The sequence below is a fragment of the Aridibaculum aurantiacum genome, from assembly GCF_017355875.1.
GTDB lineage: Bacteria > Bacteroidota > Bacteroidia > Chitinophagales > Chitinophagaceae > Segetibacter > Segetibacter aurantiacus.
This window is the reverse complement of record NZ_JAFEWC010000003.1, coordinates 460617-487200: the sequence shown is the minus strand read 5'-3', so window position 1 is coordinate 487200 and position 26584 is coordinate 460617. Positions and strand designations below refer to the sequence as shown.

Genomic DNA, 26584 nt, shown 5'->3' with positions numbered 1-26584 from the left:
GAGGCTTAGTATATGACCCTTATACCTATAAACTTCTAAAACAAAAGTCTTTACAGCTTTATAAATTCTACACGCCTGTTTTGCGCTTTACCTTCTGTGGTTTTATTATCACCCACTGGCTGGCTACCGCCTTTACCATCTGTAGTTAAGCGTGCAGCATCTATAGCATACTCTTTTACCAACACATCTTTCACAGCGGCAGATCTAAGTTTTGAAAGAGCAAGATTGGCATTAGCATCACCATCGTTACTGGTGTGCCCAATGATATTGATCTTGATGGCTGGGTTTTCTTTCAGAACACTACCGATTTCCTTGATCACACCATAAGATTCCGGGCGGATAGTAGCACTTTGAAAATCGAACAAGATACCGGTGGTACTGAACTTACCTTCTTCCACCAGCTTATGACGTGTATCAGGCAAGCCTGTAGCTACTTTGATATTGCTTACATAAAAACCAACCTCTTCATCTTTATAATTTGAGGATTCCATATGGAAGTAAATCTGGTTGAGGAGCGCATTGGTATTTACACCACGAGGAACATCGAAAACTTTATCCTGGTTGATCCACATACGGAAGCGTGTCTTTTGAATTTGGATAGCATAGTGCATCACTTTGTTATGGTACTTGCTATACTCGTTCAAAACAGACCTGTCGCTACCAAAGGTCCTGGCCCTGGTCTTATAACTGCTCATATATGCTCCACCTGCACCAGAAGGATGAAGATTGATGATTGCTGAATTCAGGCTGTTTTGATCCTGCAGGAATTTGTTCTCCAGGTTGTCTTCTTCACCTGTGCTGAACAAACCAAAGCTTATATCAGGCATTACATAACCTGACAATTTTGGTTGAAAGAAATAGATAGCATCAAACTCTACAGTGAAGTTCTCACCAAAGTCTTTCTTGTTACCAGACAGGTAAGTGTTGTTTTGAAAAACACGCAACCACTTTCCTTGTTTGCCATTAATGGTTTGTACCTCTCCTTTACCACTAGCATTCCATGTAAGCGGCAGTTCACCTATTACATCCTGTGCAAAGTCTTCGCTGTAAATGATACGCTCTCCAGGAACAAAATCAAACTTTGAGTTTACACTCATCTTAGCTGGCTGCCCTGACTCTTCTACTTCTTTTTCTTCACCATCACCATCTTTTGCTTCAGCAGGTTTTGATGAGGTAGCAGAACCAGGCTTTTTTACGCCAGCCTCTACTTTATCCAAGGCACCTTCCATACCCTGGTCTATTTTGTTGTTAGCCCTGCTATTGATTTTGCTTTTGGCTTTTTCAAGCAGGTTACCAAACTGCGCTTGCATAGTAAATGGCATTGTAAATACTGCAATTGCCAGCATAAGTTTTTTCATGATCCTTTAGTTATAGTTGTTTTGGAGATGATTGATTTGAGAAGCAAAAATATCATTGGCTATCTCCTCTCACAATCGCATAAAGGGGTAGCAATTGGTTCTGCTTAATTATGAATTCGAGCATTAAGTGAAGGATGAGTGGCAGATAACAAGGATGGTATAAAAGAGGATAGAAACACATCACATAAATATGTGAATGAGCTAATTCTTTATTGAATATTACTTATTTGATTTCGCTTTACTGAAGATCATTTTATTGATAAATATTTCTATTGGAACATTCAAAATAGAAGGAAACATGAAATAATTCCTGTTATCATTTTTAAATTATCATGCTGTATTACACAACATGAGTTAGTTGAAAAATACTTCTTCACTATTCGTCATCAATATCTACCACACATCCCATTCACATACTTATGCTATTGAACAGGTAGTAGCTAAACAACACTTTTGCCCAGCAAAAAAGCAACAAAACTGCTGATACCAATTCAACTGTAAAAAAATGTGTAACAAAATTTCCTTCTCAATTATCTTATTGTTTGCAGCCATGGGGGTGACTGCACAACAAATGAACCTTAAGATCTACAACAAAGCAAACACGCCAATTTTCGCCAGCAATGAATTTAAGGCTGTAGGCGTAGGCAAGGATGGCGTAGTATGGGTAGGCACCTGGAATGAAGGTGTACACCAGTTCACCGGCACACGCTGGAAAAAACTTGCCAATCTTACCAACCACGACATTAACGATATTAAGGCTGATAAATTTGGCGCAATTTGGATTGCTCAATCTGGACGCAATGGAGGACAGACCATTGGCGGCGGATTGTATTATTTTCCTGACACGCTGTACCGCGATGAAATGTATAGCCGTGATGAAGGTTTACCAAACCGCAACCCGCGCAGTTTATACATAGATAATAATGCTCCTGATAATGTACCTGCACGCTATAGAGTATGGACAGCCCACATGGCTGATGTAACAGCAGGAACTACTTCTCCTGGTGGTATTGGTCATGGTTACCTGAACCTTCCCTATAGCAACAAACCATTTTATAAAATAACAGACAGCATAGATGTAAGCAATTATGGAAACGTGCAGGTAATTGCAGGTAAAGACAATGAAAGATGGATAGCAGTTACAGAGAACTTCAATAGAAGCGAAGTAATTCGCTACAACAGCACCAACGATAAGTTCATCGAAAGATTTAACAGCACCAACTCAGGACTTCCTTCAAATTTTGTTGGTCGCGCTATGCAATTTGACAAGCAAGGCAGGTGCTGGTTTGGAACGCAGCTGAATGGAGTGTATGTATGCCAGGGCGGCCTATGGCAGAGGATAAATGAACCAATCAATTTCCCGTCAAATCTTATAGTATATCAAAACGCTATCACCACCGATAAAGAGGGTAATGTATACATCGGCACCAACATAGGCTTGATCGTTTATAATGGTGGACCATTACAAAGTGCATCATCTTACAAAAGATATACAACTGCCAATGGACTTCCATCTAATGCTATTAGAATGATAGCCATTGATACCATCAGCACCAATCCTTACTACCGCATTTTAGCTACAGACAACGGTATGGTATTTTGGAATCCTGATACCGTTCGCATAGATGCTTACAAGATTATTCACAACGACATCAACAACAGGCTGCAGGCACCTTACAACAGCACAGAGAATATAAAAGTAGCGGCTGACTCTTCACATGCTACCTTATTCCGCTTTACTAGCACCTATGCTAAAAACTGCATAGTGCGTATAAAAGAAGATATCAACTGCAGCAACAAAAAAGAGTATGGAAGTTTCTTTGACTACGAAAGATATGATGACAGCCTAACCGTAAAATTTCATCATCCATGGTATCCAAATATTCCAACTACATCGTTTAGCAGGCTAATGCATTTCCAGTTGTACGATACAGTAGAAAACAAGATCAGGTATGAAAAGAAGGTAGAGATAGTTCGTCCACCGGTATTGTTTGTACATGGATTGTTCTCTAATGGTAATGACGCTTTTGGTGAATTCAAGAATAAACTGGTTGCTGAAGGGATCTACAGGCAAGGGCAAATAAAGCTGGTAAATTATCCTGCTGACCAGGCATTTGCTATCACTATGCCAAAGATAATTAGCGACAAGAATGAATTATTGGAAGAGGTGATACTACAAGAAAGAATTTTAGCAGGCAAAATGGATGTAGGCGGACATAGTATGGGTGGTGTGCTGCTAAGAAGATACCTTCAGAGCTTGCAGTATGCGAACGATGTAAACAAATATGTTTCGTTCAACACACCACACAGCGGCTCACCTATACCGAACTTCGTATTGAAATATGACTGGACCAAGAACATCGTTAGGGACCGTATGGGTTATGATCCTGATGGAGGCGCATTGAGAGACCTGCGACTGAACAGTGTAGAAGTTGATCTGTACCTGAACATGGTGAACCTGAACAGGGAGAAGGTGCCTTCGCATGTTATCGTTACTACATACAACATCACATCCATCACACAAGTACTGGGGCCAAATCTTACAGCGCTTGCTGCGGCATTCAATGTACTTGGATACCTGATGATCGCAGACCAGGGAATTGCATTTGTGAACAACGATCTATACCAGGGCATACACCACGATGGTGCAGTATCAGAAGTAAGCCAGAAGGCAGGTCTGCAACCACTGTATTATACATTTGTACCTAACCAACATCATAGCTCTACAGGTGAACCACATCCAGCTGTGTATGCTAAGTTCGTTCAGCTAACAAGTGGCGATCCTGATGATGATCTAACATTTACCCGCAGCGGCTTTAACCCTCCTGACATCGATCCGCCAACAGGATATGAAAGAAGGAGAAGCAACCCAGGCACCTTAAACATTACGTCACCAACAACAGGTGCAGCTGCCAACACCGGAACACCTGTAACATTGAATTTCAACTATACAAATGTTGATACCATAGTGGCAGTTGTAAGCAACAGGAGCAACAAACTGTATGGAAGCTATATCGCAGCACCTTCTAATAATTTCACATTTAATATTCCTAGCGAATTCATAGGCAATACTAAGATCACGTTGTTAGGGTTTAACAGCAATGGATATGTAACGGAAGACTCCGTTGCTCTGACAGTAAATACAACAGCCACTTTACAGTCCCTTTCTGCAGATCCGGGCAAACTAACTATTCCTCAAAATCACTATGGCATGTTTAACTGGAAAGGAAACTTCAGCGATGGCATAACAAGAGACCTTACAGGTATAGCTGGCGCTACTTATTCTTTTAAAACCAACAAAGCAAGCTATAGCGCACCAGGCAGTATAAATGGTTTAGCGCTGGGTGCAGATACATTAGTGATCGCTTATGGTGGTAAAACAGTAGCGTTACCGATAGTTATAACAGACTCAACAAGATGGGGCAACATAGAACATTACAACACCACACTTCCTGTTCGCATAAGCCAGTTAGAAGCAGTGGCAAGAGGAAATGATGCGGCTCTTGAGTGGACTTCATTTGACGACAGGGACGTGGCTCGTTATGAAGTGCAGTTTAGCACCAACGGCATTGGGTTTACAACAACAGGTATGGTGCCTTCAAAAGAAACCGCGAATTCACACACCTATAAATACACCCATACAAACCTTGCTGAAGGAAAGAACTTCTTCAGGGTAAAATATATAAGACTTGATGGCACTGCAGGATACACTAATGTAGTGATGCTTGGAAATACCAAAGCAGCTAACATGGTTGTAAAACCTAATCCTGTAGCTGAAAATTTGAATCTGGAATTGACAGCAACATCAAATGAAACTGTGAGCATAAAAATCATAGATGCTGCTGGCCGAATGAAGATGATCGAGATGCGCCAGGTACGTAAAGGAAGCAATACATTATCGTTTAATGCTGCAGGTCTTTCACAAGGAGTTTATGCTTTGGAAGCACAGACCGCTGCTGGTAAGATCTCCACAACTTTCATTAAGAAGTAACACTTCAAAACTTGCATAGGTTTCCAGGTGATTGGCAGTTGCTTTTCTAAGCGACTGCCTCCCTGGATTATTATGACATCATTCGCCGATACCAACTGACCTCCATACCACCACTACCTGCACACACCATGTTACGCTTCATTATTTTTCTATCGTTGCTTATCACTACATCTTCAGCTATAGCACAGCCAGCAAACGATGATTGTGCCAATGCAAAAGCTATCACTATATCAGATAATGGATACGGCTTTGGTGTGTTCAATTCTTCTACAGATGATATATCATCAGCAACTGTTCAACCAACAGAAACATTTGCCCCTGCTATACTGGTAGCCGGCCAAAACAAAAAATCTATATGGTATAAATTTACGCTTGCTACACACCGTTCCATACGGGTAACACTACAACAACCAGGTATAGCCATTGCTGCGGGTAACGCAGGTTTTGCCGTTTATAAAACTGATAGCTGCTTACCCATCAACAACCAACTGAGCTCTAAACTTACGCCTATTGCCACCTTTGGCAATACCTATCATCCATGCGTTGAGCCGGGCGAATACCTGATACAAGTTTCCTCAAATCAATTAGCAAACGGACCACTTTCGGTAAGGCTGCAAGTATCTGACTCTAGCGGGGCATTATATGATCATCCTTCCAATGCTTATGCCTTTGGTACGCTTACTACACCTACTACAGGTGTTAGCTACTATGTAGGCTGCCAGTCCATCCAAAATGCTGAAGAAAATTGCACGCTACTGCCCAACTACCAGGCTTATACAAAAAGCACCTGGCATACGTTTAAGACACCTGCTTACTTCGATTACCTGAGCGTATTGTTTGCTTCACCAAACGGCAGCTTCCCCGGTGGATTTAACAGGTTTGGCTACAACCTTTATGAAGGCGATGTAAAAACAAATGGCACAAGTGGTTTGAACTTAGTAGATGGCTGCGATACATTTCGCACCAATGGATACACACCCGATCACAGGATGTATAAGTGTGGTCAACTAAAACCGAATACAGTTTATACTGTTCAGCTGTTCTTTCACCAGAACTTTTACAGTGATGTGCGCTTAGCCATATCCATGAGTGGCCCAGCTCCTACCAATGCACCAGAGCCAATACTATCAAACATACCAACAACCAATGCGCTTGGAAATTTAGCGACCAGTCCATCAGGCGTAACAACAAATGCTTTCGATCATCTCGCGTGCAACAGCCGTATCAATACGCATCCTTGTGATCCTTCTATACCAGCTGCTGGCGTTCGGCACAACAACATCAATTATACGCTAAGCACCTTCTTTACTTTTACACTTACTACTGCTTCCAATATCACTATCACTGGTGCCAATGCACAATGTGGCCCCAATGTTTTGCTGCGCTTATTTAAGCAAGGTGTTACAAATAACTGTTCTGACCTGGACACAGCTAATATCATTAATCAATTTCTCTATTCCGGCAGTATGGATTGTTTACCTGCAGGCAACTATACGCTACAGGTATTGGGAAGAGACGATGTTGTTCCTATCACCAACTATCACTATGGCCACCTGATGGGAAGCAGCAACCTGTGTATGCTCACCAACTTAGGACAAAGGGTAAACGTGAGCTTTCGCGTAACGCGGGTAAACGACATCAACAAATTTTCATTGAAAGCACCGGGTGCATATGATACCATAAACTCAGTGAATGGGGTAATGCGTCCACTGGTTCCATTCGTAACCTACAATGCAAAGATTGATACGTTTGGTTGTGAGAATACTGTTCGTCCTGCTGGTGTTCTATGTGCACCTAACATTACCAAAGCCATGTATCGCCAGTTTGCTGTAATGGATAGTGGCATTGTTACCATCAGCAACCTGCAGTCTTCCCTGTGGTATAGAATGTATAACAACGATGCAAATGCTATGGCCACTGCACAGGCAGCACATGGATTTCCTGATTCAATTACCGGACTAACCCCGGTAACACCTTGCATGGATTATTATGGTGATTGCGCAGGAGACAAAGTCTGTATTGTTCCCGGCACTTATACCTTTGCCACGTTTGCATCTCAAACGCATGTTGGCTGGACAGACAGGCCATCGCTACGTTTTACAAATGCAGCCAAAACCAAGTTTCATGATTTTGCCAGTGCACAGAATATGGGCAGCATATTGGATACAGTTGCACTACAAGGAGGTACACAAGTAGCAAGTGCAGTAGATACATTTTCTTGTCGTGACAATGCAGTGCCTATCAATGGATACATGCCGTGCACTATGGGTGGCAAGCCGGCAACAAAAGCCATCTACAGGCAGTTCTACTTAAGTGAGGCTGCTATTGTTTCCATCAGCAATGCACAGGTTTATTGTAATAAAGGAATAATGACTTTATTCTCTGGCAAAATAACGGATGGCGCTGCAGGGTTAACACCAATGGGAGCACCCTGGAATTGTTTCACATCAGCACAAGTTAGCAATGCATGTAACCCATTGCCGGCTGGATGGTATACAATTGTTTCTTATGGCACCGGCCCTTCGTTTGAAAACCCGCTACAAAACACTTCTACCTATGGCAATGGCAATGATGTAGGTATGAGCAACCAAATTATCATCCGCGTTACTAAAGCTTGCCCTGGTCCTAAATACAACAGGCCTTACAAAGCAGCCATTGATACCATTACCAAACAACCATTTTTGATAGAGTGGGCTCCGCGCACAGGACATACCAATGCTTATCCTAAAACCGACACTACTTATAAACTCTACACTGAATACTTTAATTGTACGATAGATACACCGTTTGCTTCTCATCCTTTACCTACTTGCGCTACGGGACTAAACCGGGTTGTGTATTATGTTTTCAAAACAACACAGGAGAGTTATGTAACCATTGATACTAAAAATTATTGGGCGCAGGTATTTGCCCACGATGTACGATTTGATTCTACTCTTAATTCATCAGCTACTCCTATTCAAACATGCCTGAAAAGCGAAGGCTATATACAGCTTTGCAGGCTGCAGCCCGGCACATACACACTTGTGCTATATGCTACCGATGCAAATTCATGCAGCAGTGTACAACCTACTATTTACATTGATAGAATTGGCTACTCAAGATTTGATCATGCGAAGAATGCGTATGACTTTGGTGTAGTGCCTGCCGATAGTACATTTTACAATGGAAAGCCAGGAGATGTAAATCCTTTGGATGCATCACGGGCACCAAGTAATGATTTCTTTTATTGTACCACCGGCGCACAACCTAACGATCCTGCGCAATCCGGGTGTTATGCAAAATATAATCCGGCGATCTACAACAATACAATCAACAATGCACTTTATACAGCAGCCAATCCTCCAACTACGAATATGATTGCACGGAGAAACCTGTGGTATACGTTCGTTGCTGATAAGCCTGGTTACATAACAGTGAGAGTAACCAATAAAACAACAGGTAAGCAATATCAATATCCTTTTGCAATTTTTAAAAGCGATGTAGATGGCAGCCTGCCTTTTTCTACCGTGGTGAGTAGCGGATTGATCGACTCCACTACTGCTCAAGGATTGAGTTTAGTGTCATATACAACCAGCAATACTTACTTCTGTGGCGGCACCGATAAGCTAACTTTTTACCGCGACCCATGTACGCAAACCATGCCTGAGCGCTATTACATTGTTGTTGATAATCGTAATCCAATTGGATACACGGATATACACGCTATGAACCCAAACAGCCAGGTAGAAGTAGCTATTCTTATAGATACCATCGATCTGGTTCCTACCAAGTTCGACCACTACAGCTTTGCATCAAATATGGGCACGCTGGCACCAGGTACTCATACGGGAGTAACAGATAATTTTTCTTGTGCCACACGCGATGTAAAAGATCCTATCAATGGAATGAACCATTGCACAAAAACCTTGTGGTATAAGTTCAGTACAAATGTTACCGGACATGTACGTTACCGCATAGCGGTTAATGGAACCAGGATGTATCACAGCGACAACATCCGCCTGTTCAGGGAGACCATTCCAGGAGATTCAATCAATGGCCTAAGCTACATTAATCCTGGTACCGGGTTTGACACGCCAACGAATAGTTGGTGGAGCCAGAACTGCGTTTCGCCTGGTACTTATTACATTTTACTACCTGGATGTAATAGGGTAAATGAAAATGTGTTTCCGGAAATAAAAATATTAGAACAGGCTGGTGATTTTTGTAGTGCGCCTGTAACATCTGCTTTGAATGGACCGGGTGTAGCTGTATCTACTGTAACTGTGGACTGTCACACCATTGGAACGGATTATGGCGAATTCAATCCTACACTTACTTGTCCTGCCAATGCAGTACGCGATCAATATAAATCTTCATGGTTCAGGATTGATATTACAGGCAACGACACGGTGGATGTAACTGCTTTCTTAACAGAGAACACAACAGTAAATCCTGCCGATATTCAATACAGGTTGATGACCGGAAACTGTGGTGCTATGCAGGAACAAAGTTGCGTACAGGATGCACAAACGCAGAATACTTACAAATGTCTATCGCCCGGCAGTTATTATATCCAGGTATTCACTCCGGTTTCGCGCAATGGCCAACCTGTAACGGGTACAATTAATCTTAATCTGTCGGCAGTGATACATGCGGATACCTGTGCGCCGGTTAATGATTGTTTTGCAAACGCCAATTTTGTTCCGCAATTCAACTGCAACACCAGCGACTCTGTCACCTTCCACAATTATTCTACTTATGGTTCATCTATAGAGTACAGCTGGGACTTTGGTTATAACGGGCAAACATCCACTGCAGTTGCACCAAAATTTTATTACCCTGCATTAGCTACCAGTGCTACGTATAATGTGACCCTGACTGTAAGAAATACAGAATGTGGACTGACCAATACCACTACAGTACCAGTCACCATTCCTGCACGTCCGTCTGTTAATTTAGGTAAGGATACAGTACTATGTACAGCATCCTCTATTTTGCTGGATGCTACTTCATACCCCGGCGCCACTTATCTATGGCAAAACAATTCAACACAGCCAACCTTTGTTGCTAATACAACTGGTGTGCGTAATTACCATGTAAAGGTGACGTATAACGGATGTTCAAAAGCTGATACCATACAGGTCAGCATCAACCCAATTTCAGCAAGGCCATTGCAGCAGAGAATGTTTTGTGGTAACGACTCGGTACAGCTTGTAGCTTCACGTGGTTACAGTGAAACGTTCCGCTGGAATACAGGTGCTACCAGTTCTTCTATCTACGCAAAAGCAGCCGGAACATACTGGGTTGACATTACATGGAATGGGTGTACTGTGCGTGATTCATTCAATGTTGTACATAATACTTCACCTCTTGGAAATGATACAGCTGTTTGTTTAAGTCAACCACTTCCTCTTAATGCTACTGTGCCTGGTGCTACCAGTTACCTCTGGCAAAACAATAGCACCTCTCCTATCTTCAATGTTACTACACCAGGGCAATATTGGGTGAGGATCAATTTTGGAAGTTGTTCACTCAGGGATACAATCAATGTGTCGGCTATAGCTCCGCTTGTTACTACCGCCATCGCTACCATCTGCAATGGACAATCGTTTACTTTACCCTCTGGTGCAATCATAACAGCGGCCGGCATATACAAAGACACAGCAAGAACAGCTGGCGGCTGCGACAGTCTTATCACCACTTTCGATGTAGGCACTTATCCATTAATACGGGAAACAATCACAGCATCCATATGCCCGGGTGACACTTATGTTCTTCCTTCAGGAGCTACCGTAAGCGCTGCAGGAATATACAATGATACCATAGCTTACGCAGCAGGTTGTGATAGCCTAATCACCACTGTTGACCTGCAACTGAAAGCAGTTAACAAAATTACTTCCAATGCGGTAAAATGTGAAGGTGAACCATATACTTTACCATGGGGACAAGTGGTATTAGTTGCAGGTAGCTATAGTGATACGTTGCGTTACCAGGCAGGCTGCGATAGTGTGATAACTGTTGTAACTATAACAGAAAAGCCAGCAATACGAGAAACAAAGAATGTAAGGATTTGTGCTGGACAGGATTATACTTTACCATCTGGTGTTGTTGTTAGTATTACTGGAGTTTATACTGATACACTGCAGTATGTAGAAGGCTGCGACAGCCTCATCACTACCACAACCATTACAGTCTTACCAGTTACACGAGTAACTACTACAGCATCTATCTGCGATGGTGCATCCTATACTTTACCATCAGGAACAGTCGTAAGTGCAGCAGGCACTTATACTGATACATTGCGTTACACTTCTGGCTGCGACAGCCTCATTACCACTACAACATTATCTATAAAGCCGGTAGTAAGAAATACAGTAAATGCTTCTGTTTGTGCAGGTGCTTCCTATACATTACCATCGGGTGTGGTAGTGAGTGCGGCAGGTACTTATACCGATACATTGTACTACACAGCAGGTTGTGACAGCTTGATTACCACTACCAACCTTTCTGTTGGTACCGTTGATCGGGAAACAAAATCAGCGATTATTTGTGAAGGAGCATCTTACACTTTACCATCAGGCACAGTAGTTACACTGGCAGGAACTTACGTTGATACTTTACAACATGCTTCAGGCTGTGACAGTGTCATCATCACTACTAACCTGGCTGTACAAACTGCAACAAAAGCAACTGCCTCTGCCACTATATGTGAAGGAGCAAGTTATACCTTACCATCTGGTGCAGTAGTGAGTGCTGCGGGTACATATACTGACACCTTACACTACAACATTGGCTGCGACAGCCTCATCACTAATACAACGATTACTGTCTTACCAGTTACAAGAGTAACTACTACAGCATCTATCTGTGATGGTGCATCTTATACTTTACCATCAGGTACCGTGGTAAGTGCAGCAGGAACATATATTGATACATTACATTACACTTCTGGCTGCAATAGCCTCATTACCACCACTACATTGTCTATAAAACCAGTAGTAAGAACTACAGTAAATGCTTCTGTTTGCGCTGGTGCTTCCTATACTTTACCATCTGGTGTTGTAGTGAGTGCGGCAGGTAGTTATACTGATACATTGTACTACACAGCAGGTTGTGACAGTGTGATTACAACAACCAATCTTTTTATCGGTACTGTTGATCGTGAGACTAAAACAGCAGTTATATGTGAAGGAGCAAACTATACTTTACCATCAGGTACAGTAGTTACACTGGCAGGAACTTATGTTGATACACTACAATATACCTCAGGCTGTGACAGTTTGATCATCACAACCCACCTGGCTGTACAAACTGTAACAAGAGCAACTGCATCTGTTACTATATGCGAAGGCGCATCCTATACATTACCAGCGGGTGCTGTAGTGAGTGCTGCGGGTACATATACCGATACGCTGCATTACACGTCGGGTTGCGACAGCCTCATCACAACCACAACTATTACTGTCTTACCAGTTACACGAATAACTACTACAGCATCTATCTGTGATGGTGCATCCTATACTTTACCATCAGGCACAGTGGTAAATGCAGCGGGAACTTATACAGACACGCTCCAGTACACTTCTGGCTGCGACAGCCTCATTACCACTATCACATTAACCATAAAACCAGTTATACGAAATACAGTAAATGCTTCTGTTTGCGCCGGTGCTTCCTATACGCTTCCATCAGGTTTGATAGTGAGTGCGGCAGGAACTTATGTAGATACATTACATTATTCAGCAGGTTGCGATAGCGTGATAACAACCACCAACCTTTCTGTTGGTACTGTTGATCGGGAAACAAGATCAGCGGTGATATGCGAAGGAGCAAGCTATAATTTACCATCAGGTACAGTAGTTACACTGGCAGGGACCTATATAGACACACTACAACATGCTTCAGGCTGTGACAGTGTCATCATCACAACCAACCTGGCTATACAAACTGTAACAAGAGCAACTGCTACTGCCACTATATGTGCAGGAGCAAGTTATACCTTACCATCGGGCACTGTTGTTACGCTGGCAGGAACTTATGTTGATACACTGCATTACACCACCGGTTGCGATAGCCTTATCACTACTACAACAGTAACAGTGCTGCCAGTTACACGAGTAACTACATCAGCATCTATTTGTGATGGTGCATCTTACACTTTACCATCAGGCACAGTGGTAAGTGCAGCGGGAACTTATACTGACACATTGCGTTACAGTTCAGGTTGCGACAGCCTCATTACGACCACAACATTGTCTATTAAACCGGTTATAAGAAATACAGTGAATGCTTCTGTTTGCCCTGGTGCTTCCTATACATTACCATCGGGTGTTATAGTAAGTGCGGCAGGTAGTTATACCGACACATTGTATTACACCGCAGGTTGTGACAGTGTCATAACAACCACCAACCTTTCTGTTGGCACTGTTGATCGTGAGACAAAATCAGCGGTGGTTTGCGAAGGAGCAAGCTATACTTTACCATCAGGTACTGTTGTTACGCTGGCAGGAACTTATGTCGATACACTACAACACGCTTCAGGCTGTGACAGTGTCATCATCACAACCCAATTGGCTATACAAACTGTAACAAGAGCAACAGCCTCTGCAACAATATGCGAAGGCGCATCCTATACATTACCATCAGGTGCAGTAGTAAGTGCAGCAGGTACATATACTGATACGCTGCATTACGCTACAGGCTGCGATAGCCTCATCACTACCACAACGATCAATGTATTACCACTCACAAGAGTAACTACTACAGCATCGATCTGTGATGGCGCATCTTATACTTTACCATCAGGCACAGTGGTAAGTGCAGCGGGAACATATACCGATACGCTCCACTACACTTCTGGCTGCGATAGCCTCATTACCACCACTACATTGTCTATAAAACCGGTAGTAAGAAATACTGTAAATGCTTCTGTTTGTGCCGGTGCTTCTTATGCATTACCATCAGGTGTGGTAATAAGTGCGGCAGGTATTTATAGTGATACATTGTACTACACAGCAGGTTGTGACAGTGTCATAACAACCACCAATCTTTCTGTTGGCACTGTTGATCGTGAGACAAAATCAGCGGTGGTTTGCGAAGGTGCGAGCTATACTTTGCCTTCTGGTACTGTGGTTACGCTTGCAGGGACTTATATTGATACGCTACAACATACTTCTGGCTGTGACAGTGTGATCATTACAACTAGTCTGGCTGTACAAACCGTAACAAGAGCAACTGCCTCTGCCACTATATGTGAAGGAGCAAGCTTTACTTTACCATCAGGTGCAGTAGTGAGTGCTGCAGGTACATATACAGATACGCTGCATTACAATACAGGCTGCGACAGTCTCATTACAACCACAACGATTACTGTCTTACCAGTTACACGAGTGAATACCACAGCAGCTATCTGTGATGGTGCATCTTATACCTTACCATCAGGTACAGTGGTTGGTGCAGCGGGAACTTATACTGACACATTGCACTACGCTTCTGGTTGTGACAGCCTCATCACCACCACAACATTGTCTATAAAACCAGTAGTAAGAAGTACAATAAATGCTTCTGTTTGTGCAGGTGCTTCTTATACGCTTCCATCAGGTGTGGTAGTGAGTGCGGCAGGTACTTATTCCGATACATTGCACTACACAGCAGGTTGTGACAGTGTGATAACTACTGCTACGATCAGGATCAGGTCGGTTGAATACAGAACTACTTCAGCAGCGATATGTGCAGGCGGTTCTTTTGTTCTTCCATCAGGACGGTCTGTTACTACTGCCGGAACCTATACCGATACGCTCCGTTACCAGGCAGGCTGCGATAGCTTGATAACAACATTGGATCTTCGCACACTCAATGTAACCCATACCACAACATCGGCAACTATATGTGCAGGCTCGTTCTATATTTTGCCATCAGGAAGACAAGTAAGCAGCAGCGGAACATACATAGATACTACCAGGTATGCTTTAGGCTGCGACAGCCTCATCACTACCATAACACTTGTAGTACGTACCGTTACCACAAATAACACTAGTGCTGCCATTTGCGAAGGTGAAACCTATACTTTGCCAAATGGCCAGGCAGTTACACATGCAGGTGTCTTTAGCAGCATTATCAGGAGCAGCGCGGGTTGTGACAGTATCATTTACACCACAACATTACGTGTACATCCAAAACCAGTTCTTAGATTATCGAAATCGAATGATGTGGATTGTATGATAGGAACGGTGAAATTAACCGCAAGTGGTGGAAGATCGTATCAATGGTCTCCAAACACATCATTAAGCAGTACAGACAGTTACAATCCCATAGCCACGCCATCCACTACTACTACGTATAAAGTGAAAGCAACTTCGCAACAAGGCTGTGTGGCTGAAGACAGCATACAGGTAGTGGTAAACAAAGGCAATGGTGAAGATGGCTTCCTTGTTCCGTCTGCATTTACTCCAAACAACGACGGCAAGAATGACTGCTTTGGCGTGAGACATTGGGGAGCCGTATCAAATTTCAACATGATGATATACGACCGCTGGGGAAATATTGTATTCAGTACAACTGATCCATCTAAGTGTTGGGATGGCAGGTACAAAGGAGTAGCCGCCGCAACTGCTGCCTATGTTTACCAGATAAATGCAGTGACGAATTGCGGACCTGTCTTCAGGAAAGGAACGGTTGTATTGATCAGGTAAGGCTTAGCGCTTTACCTGCAGATCGCCATGACCTTTGTAGTATAAACCATCAGCCTGGCTGAAGAAAGCATAGTACATACGATAGTTAATGTTGTTGATGTACTTTTCTTCATCCAGTTCAAAAGTGAAAGAGCTGCTTCCGGGAGTGGTGGTAAAGAAAAATCTATCTTTCACCTGCAGGAAGCGATCAACAATAACGATCTGCAGAAGTGACTGACGGGTATTCTTAAAAGAGAACGTTACTTTATCGCGCAGCGGGTTAGGATACGCCGGGTAAATACTTACAACACCAGTTTCCATATTGGCAAGTTGTGCTGCTAATGGATTTGTAATAACAGCTCTTTCATCTGCTGCCCATGTAGTGTCGTAGGTCCAATCCGTGGGGTCAATGTCATGAGTGATATTACCTAGTGCATCAGTAGTTGTTATTCTGCTAGCATCTATCTTGTCAGTTATCCCGGTGCCATCGGCAGGAGTTTCTTTACGGCAACTGCTTTGAGCAACTAAAACAAACATCAGGATAGGAAGGAAATAACGATACTTCATGAGCTTTTAAAATGGCTGGTTCGGGGCTAAAATTAGACATTGAGCCTATACAAGCCACAAATAAATTTTTAATTGCATAGTAAGCGCTAAAGCCACAGACGTTCATCAATGGAAAAGAATTTACAACGACATCCTGGTAAAATTTACATCAGCAGCGGGTGCTTTTTCCACTGAAGTAGATAGCAAAGACTTTTTATCTATTTAAATTCTTAACTAACAATGATAAGTGCAGGTAAATTCCGCCTGCTTCTAAAGTTGTAGCAGGTCATTTATCGCATTGTATACAGGTTGCGGATGCGTAACAAGCGTAAAATGATCTCCGGGCACTTCTACAAAATCTGTTCTGGGATAAGCCACTATATGATCTGCTTTGGCATGAATGCGCAATTCAGGAGATACTGTCACAGGCAGATGCAGGGGATTGAAGATCAGTTTCAGCTGCTTTACTACCAGCTCTTTGCTGCGTGTACGCAGGTTACTAAAAACCTCTTCAAAAACAGGTTTAGAAGGTTGATTCTTATAGTGCAGCTTTACCATCATCATTTGGGTTAGTTTATTAAAGACTAGCCCGCTCCTCGTAAAAGCATAGATAATTTTCGGATTAATAGGAAGCGGCATCACGCGCCTTACATCTGTCCATGATCCTATTTGTACCACCCTACAACCCGTTAGCTGCTTTATGTTTATTGCCACCCATCCTCCTAATGAATGACCAATCACAACATCAGCATTCGTTATATGGAACAAGGCCACCAGGTATTGAGCATATACTGTGGCAGAAAAACCTTCACCTGTCACATCTGCCAGCAACTTCCAGTTATCTACAAATATTTTCTCACCCGCAATATGAGGATGTATTTTGTCGAACATGGAAGGCTCTTCACCAAAACCGGGTATGTAAATAACACGCATGGGTGGAAGTGGTTTCTCGATGCCTGTTGCAAAAGCCTCACCAGCCAACAGCACTGTAAGCAGAAAATATAGCTTAAGCATTGGCAGGCGATTTAGAAAAGCTAAGAAATATTAGGCTGAATACTGCCGCTGCTGGTATGCCTGTTTGCAAGAAATTTTCTTCGAATAACATTGGCCACCGGCACGCCAGAAATTTTACTCTCCAACCATGAAGGCACATCCAGGTAAAGAAAAGCTCTTGTTTCGTAAGGGTTTTGTTTCAGCGATGTAAGCTTATTCAAGAGGTTCTCAAACTCAGGCTTAAGCTTGCGGTAGCTAAGCTGGAAAGAGTGCCGTAGAAATTTAAATATTTCCTCTTCCACTACACTAAGGCTTTCCATCTTGGCCATGAAACGGTAAACTGATTTGATCAGGTATTCTAAGATATCAGCATTTCCTAATTCATAATGTGCAATAAGATGAAGCAGCCTTGCATAACACTGCAGGTCGGTGCGAAGGTCTACCTTCCAATTGATGATCTTATTCAGGTACACGATGGTGTTATCGTAGTCACCACTACCGAAGTACAACGAAGCGATCTTATAATAGAACACCAGCGACCGGTGCCTGTCAAGGTAAAGTGTATATTCCTTCAGCTTTTCTTCTATGTAAGGCACCATCATCAGGCCTTCAGCAAAGGTTCCTTCCAGGAAGTGCTGGTTCAGCTTAGAGATATAGAAGTATACGAAGGTTTGAATGCGGTTGTTATCATTTTGCAGAACAAGCTCGGTATTAGCAAACTCCTGGAAACGCGCCAGCTCTTTCTTGAACTTGCTATAATTCTGCAGGTCGAAATGTGCACCCAATAAATTGTGCATACCCTTTATATAATGTGCGGTCTCCACCTCAATCATGAATGGATCCTTTTCAAAAAGGTCAACCCACTTTTGACAATAACGATAGTACATCAGGAAGTCCTGCCGGATGAATGCCATCCAGCAATAGCTTTGAAACAGGTAAAGCTTTTCATAAAATCCTGTTGCTTCTGCCAGCGTAAAAGGCAGTTGCTCATCAAAGTATTGTTTTACTGCTCGTGAGTCATCTTCATTTCTTGCATGCCCGTGCTTGATGTACCAGCTATACAATTTCAGCGACAGGTTAGACAACTTCGTGATCAACTGCAGGTGCTGAATGGCTCCTTCAGATTCATTAGCCAGCACATCAGCACGATCTTCCATACTTCGGGTAATGTGCAACGACTCTATCTTTTTTTCTAAGAATAATACCTGCGGTAGCAGGCTCACCTGGTGATGCGCCTTTGCCAGGTCCTTTATCTTATCCAATATGCGCAGGCTTTGGTGATATAATCCTTTGTTGTAAAGTATATGTGCATAATCCAATTGCTCGTGCAGTTGAATTTCAATATTCTCCTGGCTTTTTAGTAGCCGCAGGCTTGCCAGCAGTTGCTTGTACAAAGCAGCTTTGATATTAGAAAGTTGCAGCTTGGTAATGGAAGGAGCCTTCTTCAACAACAGGTCTTCGTCATACTCACTCATCTTATCCAGCACATCAAAAAGTTGCAGGACTTTCAGGTCGGCACTACTGGTATTGCGGGTAACATAAAGCCTGAAACTTCTCTTTTCACTCTTTTCCAGCGAATGAACCAGTTGAAATAATGCGTCTGTTGACCGGTTGGGCATTGTAAAGTTTTTACGCGCAAATGCAGTAATATCAATGGTTTCAGCGTCTTTGCCTGCATTTCTATCCTGTAAAACCTTTTCTATTTTGTTTACAAGCGGCTATTGTGCATGGCTACATTCGTATAGCTGCTGCAGAAGCTAAAACCATTGCGACAAATATAACAGCAACTCATTTCAACTTAAACAAATTTATCATGGCCGCGAAGCAGGTGTTTATTTTCGATACAACGCTCAGAGATGGAGAGCAGGTTCCAGGTTGTAAACTGAACACACCTGAAAAAGTAGAACTGGCAGTTAAACTCGAAGAGTTAGGTGTTGATATCATTGAAGCAGGTTTTCCTGTTTCAAGTCCTGGTGATTACCATTCTGTAAACCAGATATCACGCACTATTAAAAATGCTGTTGTTTGCGGTCTTACACGTGCTGTGCAAAAAGACATAGAGGTGGCTGCGCAGGCACTAAAGTATGCAAAACGTCCACGCATACATACCGGCATCGGCACATCTGATTCTCATATCAAAAGCAAATTCAACAGCAACCGCGAAGACATTTTACAACGCGCTATCCAGTGTGTAAAATGGGCGCGAAATTATACAGACGATGTAGAGTTTTATGCTGAAGATGCAGGCCGCACCGATAATGAATATTTAGCAAGAGTAGTAGAAGCTGTTATAAAAGCAGGCGCTACTACCATAAACATCCCTGATACTACCGGCTATTGTTTGCCGCACCAATACGGTGAGAAAATAGCTTTCCTGAGAAACAATGTTTCCAACATAGACAAAGCAATCATCTCTTGTCATTGTCATAATGATCTTGGTCTTGCTACTGCCAATGCCATTGCTGGTGTATTGAATGGTGCACAGCAAATAGAATGTACCATCAATGGTTTGGGCGAACGCGCAGGCAATACATCATTAGAGGAAGTAGTGATGATCCTTAACCAGCACAAGCACCTTGGCTACTATACGCAGGTTAATCCTAAGCAACTAAATCCAATGAGCCGCATGGTATCGGATGTGATGCGGATGCCTGTTCAGCCAAATAAAGCGATCGTTGGCGCCAATGCATTTTCTCATTCATCAGGCATACACCAGGATGGCTTCTTAAAAGATGCAAGTACTTACGAGATAATAGCACCAGAAGAAGTAGGTGCAGACTCAAGTAAGATTGTTCTTACTGCACGCAGCGGAAGAAGTGCCCTTGCATTCCGCCTGCAAAAGATCGGTTATTCATTTACAAGAAATGATGTAGATGCACTGTACGAGAGCTTCCTGAAAATGGCGGACTCTAAGAAAGAAGTAACCGAAGAAGACCTGCATCAACTGGCTGCAGAATATCAACCTGTATTGGTCGAAGCTGTATAAATAAGCGAAGTCAAAAGTCAAAATTCAAAAAGTACTACACCAAAAGGTAGTCGTTAAAAGAAATGGCAACAACATTATTTGATAAAATCTGGAACAAGCACGTGGTGAAGTCCATTCCCAACGGACCATCTGTGTTATACATCGATAAGCATTTCATTCATGAAGTAACCAGCCCGCAAGCATTTAGTGGAATTGAAAAACGTGGATTAAAAGTTTTTCGTCCTAAGCAGGTAGTGGCTACAGCAGATCATAACGTACCTACTGTTGATCAACATTTACCTATTAGAGATCAGCTAAGCAAACTGCAAGTACAGCAACTGGTAGATAATTGTGCAAAGCATGACATCGAGCTATATGGTCTTGGACATCCTTACCAGGGTATTGTGCATGTTATTGGACCAGAGCTTGGCATCACACAACCAGGTATGACCATTGTTTGTGGCGATAGCCATACCTCTACACACGGCGCCTTTGGAACCATTGCATTTGGCATTGGTACCAGCGAAGTTGAAATGGTATTTGCATCTCAATGTTTGCTGCAAAGCAAGCCAAAGCAAATGCGCATCAACATCAATGGCAGGCCGAATAAAGGCGTTGTTGCAAAAGATATCATCCTTTACATCATAGCGAAACTAACTTCTGGCGGCGCCACAGGTTATTTTGTTGAGTTTGCTGGTTCTGTCATTCGCAGTCTTTCTATGGAAGCGCGCATGACCATCTGCAACATGAGTATAGAAATGGGAGCAAAAGGTGGCATGATAGCTCCTGACCAAATAACGTTTGATTATTTAGAAGGTCGTGAGTTTGCACCTAAAGGCGACGCATGGAAAAATAAAGTTGCTGAATGGAAAACGCTACGCTCTGATGAAGAAGCGGTGTTTGATAAAGAAGTAAACATCAATGCTGCCGACATACAACCAATGATCACTTATGGAACTAATCCTGGTCTTGGTATAGCCATCAATGCACTGGTACCTACTACCGAAGCAATAGCTGACGAAGGTGAAAGAAACAACCTTGTAAAAGCACTTGCTTACATGGGCCTTGATGCAGGCAAGCCACTGTTGGGAACACCTGTTCAACATGTATTCATTGGCAGTTGCACCAACTCAAGAATAGAAGACCTGCGCATGGTAGCCAATGTAGTAAAAGGAAAAAAGAAAAGTCCTAAGGTGAACGTGATGATCGTTCCCGGATCGCAGCAGGTAGCAAAGCAGGTTTATGCTGAAGGCTTGGATAAAATATTCACAGAAGCAGGATTTGAAATTCGTCAGCCGGGATGCAGTGCATGCCTTGGTATGAATGAAGACAAAATCCCAGCAGGTGAATATTGCGTAAGCACCAGCAACAGGAATTTTGAAGGCCGTCAAGGTGCAGGCGCAAGAACATTATTAGCCAGCCCGCTAACAGCAGCAGCGGCAGCACTTACAGGTGTAGTAGCCGATGTAAGAGAGATACTTCAACCAGCCATTGTTGGTGAAGGAGAAGAATAACATTGTCTACTAAAAATTACAGCACCCGAACAGCATACTAAGAATGGAAAAAGTAAATATCATAAAGAGCACGTTTTACCCGCTACCGATTGAGAACATCGATACCGACCAGATCATTCCTGCACGTTATTTAAAAGCAACTACCAGGGAAGGATTTGGTAAAAATTTATTTCGTGACTGGCGTTATGTAAACGATGACGAGCACCAACCGAAGGCAGACTTCGTTTTGAACCAGCCACAATACAAAGGATCTATACTGGTTGCAGGTAAAAATTTTGGCTGCGGCTCTTCAAGAGAACATGCAGCATGGTCTTTACTTGACTTTGGTTTCAAGGTGATCGTCTCCAGCTTCTTTGCGGATATCTTCAAGAACAATGCATTGAACAATGGGGTGCTGCCGGTACAGGTTCCGGAAGCTTTCCTTCAAAAAATATTTGCACTATCACCTGAGTCTACGCTTACTATAAATCTTGCTGCACAAACCATCACCATTGATGAGTTAAGCCTGCAGGAAACATTTGACATCAACAACTACAAGAAAACATGCCTGCTAAATGGCTATGATGACATTGACTATTTGTTGAGTGTGAAAGAAGAGATTGAAGCATTTGAAAACAGCTACTAATAAAGCAGAAATATGATCAAGAATATAACCATCATTTTAGGCGACGGCATTGGACCAGAGGTTACCAAGCAATCTATCAATGTACTGAATGCAGTAGCACGCAGGTTCAGGCACAACTTCCACTACAACTATGGATTGATGGGCGCTGATGCCATTGATAAAACAGGCAACCCGCTTCCTGATGAAACGCTGCAGCTATGCCTCAAAAGTGATGCTATATTGTTTGGCGCCATTGGTCATCCTAAATATGATAATGATCCTTCTGCTAAAGTACGCCCGGAGCAAGGGCTGCTGAAACTGAGAAAAGAATTAGAACTTTTTGCCAATATCCGACCTGTTGCAACTTATCCTGCGCTTCATCATTTGTCTCCTCTAAAGACCGATCGTTTACAAGATGTTGACTTTGTCATCTTCCGTGAACTTACTGGAGGAATTTACTTTGGAGCAAAGCATTTGAGTGAAGACAAAACACAAGCCTCCGACGATTGCATTTACAGTAAGGGTGAGATTGAAAGAGTATCTCACCTTGCTTTTCAACAAGCACAGAAGAGAAGGAAACACCTTACGCTGGTTGACAAAGCAAATGTGTTGGAGACTTCCAGGCTTTGGAGAAGTGTTGTACAGGAGATAGCACCACAATATCCTGATGTAAGAGTTGACTATATGTTTGTTGATAATGCAGCCATGCAGATCATCATCAACCCAAAGCAATTTGATGTAGTACTTACAGAAAATATGTTTGGCGACATCATCAGCGATGAAGCAAGTGTACTGTCCGGCTCATTAGGTTTGCTACCATCTGCATCTGTTGGTACTAAGTTGGCTTTATTCGAACCTATACATGGAAGTTACCCGCAAGCTGCAGGTAAAGACATAGCAAATCCTATAGGCTCCATTCTTTCCGCTGCTATGATGCTCGATTATTTTGAGATGCATGAAGAAGCAGCACTGGTAAGACAAGCAGTAGAATGGACCATTGAAAATGGTTTTGTTACCAAAGACATTGATCCATCTAATTTCTATTTCACAACAACCATTGGTGAAATGATCAGTGACTTTATCAGCAGCACATCACAACAAGAACAAGTGAACCCGGGTCATGTGCAATTGAGAAAATCAACGATCATCTAAAGAAAGACATTACCTCTTTTTGATAAGAGCTATATATACTGGCGCTGGTACCACTATGCTCAGTTGATCCAATATCCTAAAAGATTTCTTGCCATTGAGGCTACAGTATGCGCTGTGGCTTGTCTCCTATTGCTTTTCAAAACATAAAAGAAATCATCTAAACTATAACAGCTTCTATCATGTACTACAACGACGACACGATCATTTATTTCAACAACAAATTTGTGAGAGCTGCAGATGCAACAGGCAATGTCTACAGCCAATCGCTGCATTATGGCTATGCCGTTTTTGAAGGCATACGTGCGTACAAAACAAACAACGGTGTCAAAATCTTTAAAGCGGTAGAACATTTTGAAAGGATGAAATTCTCTTGTGAGGCTGTAGGCATACCTTATCCTTACGAGACACAGGAATTGATAGACATCTCTTATGCTGTATTAGAAAAAAACAATTTCACAGATGCATACATACGCCCATTGGTTACCTGCACGCCAAACATGCAGTTAACGAAAGGCAAGAGTTCTGAATTACTGATTGCCGCATGGGAATGGGGTGCATATCTAGGTCATCAATTGCTACGCTTAGTTACATCTTCTGTACGTCGTCCTAATCCTGGTGCTTTTAAAATAGAAGCGAAGGTTTCGGGCCATTATGTAAATTCTATCATGGCCTCGCAGGAAGCAAAAGATCTTGGATATGATGAAGCACTTTTATTAGATAACAAAGGCTTCATTGCTGAAGGCCCGGGAGCAAACATTTTCATTGAACGCAATGGCGTTTTATATACTCCGCAGCGTGGTAATATTCTGCCAGGCATAACACGCGCTACCATAATTGAAATATGCCAGGAGCTAGGCATACAGGTAGTAGAAACACAACTGACACCTGAAGAAGTAAAAGGAGCAGATGGTGCATTTTTCTGTGGTACTGCCGCCGAAGTAATAGGCATTGCTTCTTTAGATGATGTGCCTTTCACTTTTGCATGGGAGAAAACACTGGGTGCTGTTCTACAGAAAGCATACAAAGACAAAGTATTGGAAAGAGAAACAAAAACAGCATTGGTAGCCTAATGGAATTGAATAAATATAGCAAGACAATCACACAAGACACAACGCAACCTGCTGCGCAGGCGATGTTGTATGGTATAGGACTAACAGACGAAGATCTTGCAAAAGCTCAGGTAGGTGTTGTAAGCATGGGCTACGATGGCAACACCTGCAACATGCACCTGAACGACCTGGCAAAGCTGGTGAAGCAAGGTGTATGGGATAATGAATTGGTAGGCTTAATCTTTAATACCATTGGCGTAAGCGATGGCATCAGTAATGGTACCGAAGGCATGCGCTACTCGCTGGTAAGTCGCGATGTAATTGCCGACTCTATAGAAGCTGTATGCGGCGCGCAGTATTATGATGCAATCATAGCATTGCCTGGTTGCGATAAAAATATGCCCGGCTCATTAATAGCAATGGGAAGATTGAACCGTCCTGCCATCATGGTATACGGTGGCACCATTGCCCCCGGAAAATATAATGGACAAGACTTAAATATTGTTTCTGCTTTTGAAGCATTGGGACAAAAGCTTGCCGGCAGTTTAACGGAAGAAGATTTTAAAGGAATAGTAAAACATTCTTGCCCTGGTGCAGGCGCATGTGGCGGAATGTATACTGCTAATACAATGGCCAGTGCTATAGAAGCACTCGGCATGAGCCTTCCCTACTCTTCTTCAAATCCTGCACTGAGTGAAGAAAAGAAAGCTGAATGCCTGGCTGCAGGTAAAGCAATACGCCTGCTGCTAGAGAACGACATCAAGCCTTCAGACATCATGACGCGTAAAGCATTTGAAAATGCAATTACTGTTATCATGGTGTTGGGTGGAAGTACCAACGCAGTGCTGCACCTGATAGCAATGGCAAAGAGTGTGAACGTTGCACTTACACAAGATGATTTCCAAAGCATCAGTGACAGGGTTCCTGTGCTTGCAGATTTCAAACCTAGCGGAAAATACCTGATGCAGGACCTGCACCAATATGGTGGCGTTCCTGCGGTAATGAAATATTTATTGAAAGAAGGTTTGTTACATGGCGATTGTTTAACCGTAACTGGTAAGACCATTGCAGAGAACCTTGCTAATGTCCCAGATCTTGATTTTGACCAACAAAAGATCATTCTTCCGCTAGAGTCGCCGGTAAAAAAGACAGGGCACCTGCAGATACTATACGGCAACCTTGCAGAAGGTGGTAGTGTAGCAAAAATCAGCGGTAAAGAAGGTGAACAATTTGAAGGAACAGCCAGGGTATTTGATGGAGAATTTGAACTGATAGCTGGTATTCATTCCGGCAAAATAAAAGCAGGCGACGTAGTGGTTATTCGCAATGTAGGACCAAAAGGTGCACCTGGTATGCCTGAGATGCTAAAGCCAACATCAGCAATTATTGGTGCAGGATTAGGTAGCTCTATCGCCCTTATCACTGATGGAAGATTTAGTGGCGGCACCCACGGTTTTGTTGTAGGACACATTACACCTGAATCATACGAAGGTGGACTGATAGCATTGGTAGAGGACAATGACATCATCGAGATAAACGTAGCTGATAAAGCCATCACACTTAAAGTAGATGAAGCAACCATAGCAGCACGTCGTGCTAAATGGCAACAGCCGGAACTAAAAGTAAAGAAGGGCCTTTTATACAAATATGCAAAGCAGGTAAGCAGTGCAGCAGAAGGCTGCGTAACAGACGAATGATAAAACCAACAGAATTAGTATTTGTCTAAACAAGGATATCCAGGAACAAGAAACCAGGAACAA

Annotated in this window: 12 protein-coding genes; 8 read left to right on the top strand and 4 right to left on the bottom strand. The window is 42.7% G+C overall.

Annotated features, from left to right (window positions below):
* Positions 1–50: 50 nt before the first annotated feature.
* Positions 51–1358 carry an OmpA family protein gene (locus J4N22_RS15640; protein ID WP_207496128.1) on the bottom strand — a complete coding sequence of 436 codons (1308 nt, stop codon included), beginning with the start codon at positions 1356–1358 and terminating at the stop codon, positions 51–53.
* A gap of 505 nt (positions 1359–1863) precedes the next feature.
* Here J4N22_RS15640 and J4N22_RS15635 point away from each other — a divergent pair.
* Positions 1864–5349: a two-component regulator propeller domain-containing protein gene (locus tag J4N22_RS15635; protein WP_207496126.1), complete on the top strand. Its 3486-nt coding sequence runs from the start codon at positions 1864–1866 to the stop codon at positions 5347–5349.
* Positions 5350–5477: 128 nt separating this feature from the next.
* Positions 5478–16022, top strand: coding sequence for a T9SS type B sorting domain-containing protein (locus J4N22_RS15630; protein WP_207496124.1), 10545 nt, complete (start codon positions 5478–5480; stop codon positions 16020–16022).
* 3 nt (positions 16023–16025) lie between these two features.
* On the opposite strand, the gene J4N22_RS15625 is transcribed toward J4N22_RS15630, so the two are convergent.
* The 3 genes from J4N22_RS15625 to J4N22_RS15615 form a co-directional block, all read right to left on the bottom strand.
* Positions 16026–16568 carry a hypothetical protein gene (locus tag J4N22_RS15625; RefSeq protein ID WP_207496122.1) on the bottom strand — a complete coding sequence of 181 codons (543 nt, stop codon included), beginning with the start codon at positions 16566–16568 and terminating at the stop codon, positions 16026–16028.
* Between the two features lie 249 nt (positions 16569–16817).
* Entirely contained in the window at positions 16818–17561 is a 744-nt protein-coding gene (locus J4N22_RS15620; RefSeq protein ID WP_242692256.1) for an alpha/beta fold hydrolase, read from the bottom strand.
* Between the two features lie 20 nt (positions 17562–17581).
* Positions 17582–19159, bottom strand: a complete 1578-nt coding sequence (locus tag J4N22_RS15615; protein WP_207496120.1) for a hypothetical protein — start codon at positions 19157–19159, stop codon at positions 17582–17584.
* Positions 19160–19353: 194 nt separating this feature from the next.
* On the opposite strand from J4N22_RS15615, the gene J4N22_RS15610 reads away from it, so the two are divergent.
* The 6 genes from J4N22_RS15610 (at position 19354) to ilvD (ending at position 26521) form a co-directional block, all read left to right on the top strand.
* A complete protein-coding gene (locus J4N22_RS15610; protein WP_207496118.1) occupies positions 19354–20526 on the top strand; it encodes a 2-isopropylmalate synthase in 1173 nt (390 codons plus the stop codon).
* Positions 20527–20588: 62 nt separating this feature from the next.
* Positions 20589–22019: a 3-isopropylmalate dehydratase large subunit gene (gene leuC, locus J4N22_RS15605; protein ID WP_207496116.1), complete on the top strand. Its 1431-nt coding sequence runs from the start codon at positions 20589–20591 to the stop codon at positions 22017–22019.
* A gap of 43 nt (positions 22020–22062) precedes the next feature.
* On the top strand, positions 22063–22644 hold the full coding sequence (gene leuD / locus J4N22_RS15600) for a 3-isopropylmalate dehydratase small subunit (RefSeq protein WP_207496114.1): 582 nt from the start codon (positions 22063–22065) through the stop codon (positions 22642–22644).
* Positions 22645–22656: 12 nt separating this feature from the next.
* Complete coding sequence (leuB, locus tag J4N22_RS15595; RefSeq protein WP_207496112.1) at positions 22657–23775, top strand: 3-isopropylmalate dehydrogenase; 1119 nt, start codon at positions 22657–22659, stop codon at positions 23773–23775.
* 179 nt (positions 23776–23954) lie between these two features.
* Complete coding sequence (locus J4N22_RS15590) at positions 23955–24845, top strand: branched-chain amino acid transaminase (RefSeq protein ID WP_207496110.1); 891 nt, start codon at positions 23955–23957, stop codon at positions 24843–24845.
* Complete coding sequence (gene ilvD, locus J4N22_RS15585) at positions 24845–26521, top strand: dihydroxy-acid dehydratase (RefSeq protein ID WP_207496107.1); 1677 nt, start codon at positions 24845–24847, stop codon at positions 26519–26521. The genes J4N22_RS15590 and ilvD overlap by 1 nt, the downstream gene beginning before the upstream one ends.
* Positions 26522–26584 lie beyond the last annotated feature (63 nt).

Excerpts from the sequence above, each read along its gene's own strand:
- J4N22_RS15615 (WP_207496120.1), bottom strand. The coding sequence starts at position 19,159 with ATGCCCAACCGGTCAACAGACGCATTATTTCAACTGGTTCATTCGCTG.
- leuB (WP_207496112.1), top strand. The coding sequence starts at position 22,657 with ATGATCAAGAATATAACCATCATTTTAGGCGACGGCATTGGACCAGAG.
- leuD (WP_207496114.1), top strand. The coding sequence starts at position 22,063 with ATGGAAAAAGTAAATATCATAAAGAGCACGTTTTACCCGCTACCGATT.
- J4N22_RS15630 (WP_207496124.1), top strand. The coding sequence starts at position 5,478 with ATGTTACGCTTCATTATTTTTCTATCGTTGCTTATCACTACATCTTCA.
- J4N22_RS15625 (WP_207496122.1), bottom strand. The coding sequence starts at position 16,568 with ATGAAGTATCGTTATTTCCTTCCTATCCTGATGTTTGTTTTAGTTGCT.
- J4N22_RS15635 (WP_207496126.1), top strand. The coding sequence starts at position 1,864 with ATGTGTAACAAAATTTCCTTCTCAATTATCTTATTGTTTGCAGCCATG.
- J4N22_RS15620 (WP_242692256.1), bottom strand. The coding sequence starts at position 17,561 with ATGCTTAAGCTATATTTTCTGCTTACAGTGCTGTTGGCTGGTGAGGCT.
- ilvD (WP_207496107.1), top strand. The coding sequence starts at position 24,845 with ATGGAATTGAATAAATATAGCAAGACAATCACACAAGACACAACGCAA.
- J4N22_RS15590 (WP_207496110.1), top strand. The coding sequence starts at position 23,955 with ATGTACTACAACGACGACACGATCATTTATTTCAACAACAAATTTGTG.
- leuC (WP_207496116.1), top strand. The coding sequence starts at position 20,589 with ATGGCAACAACATTATTTGATAAAATCTGGAACAAGCACGTGGTGAAG.
- J4N22_RS15610 (WP_207496118.1), top strand. The coding sequence starts at position 19,354 with ATGGCCGCGAAGCAGGTGTTTATTTTCGATACAACGCTCAGAGATGGA.
- J4N22_RS15640 (WP_207496128.1), bottom strand. The coding sequence starts at position 1,358 with ATGAAAAAACTTATGCTGGCAATTGCAGTATTTACAATGCCATTTACT.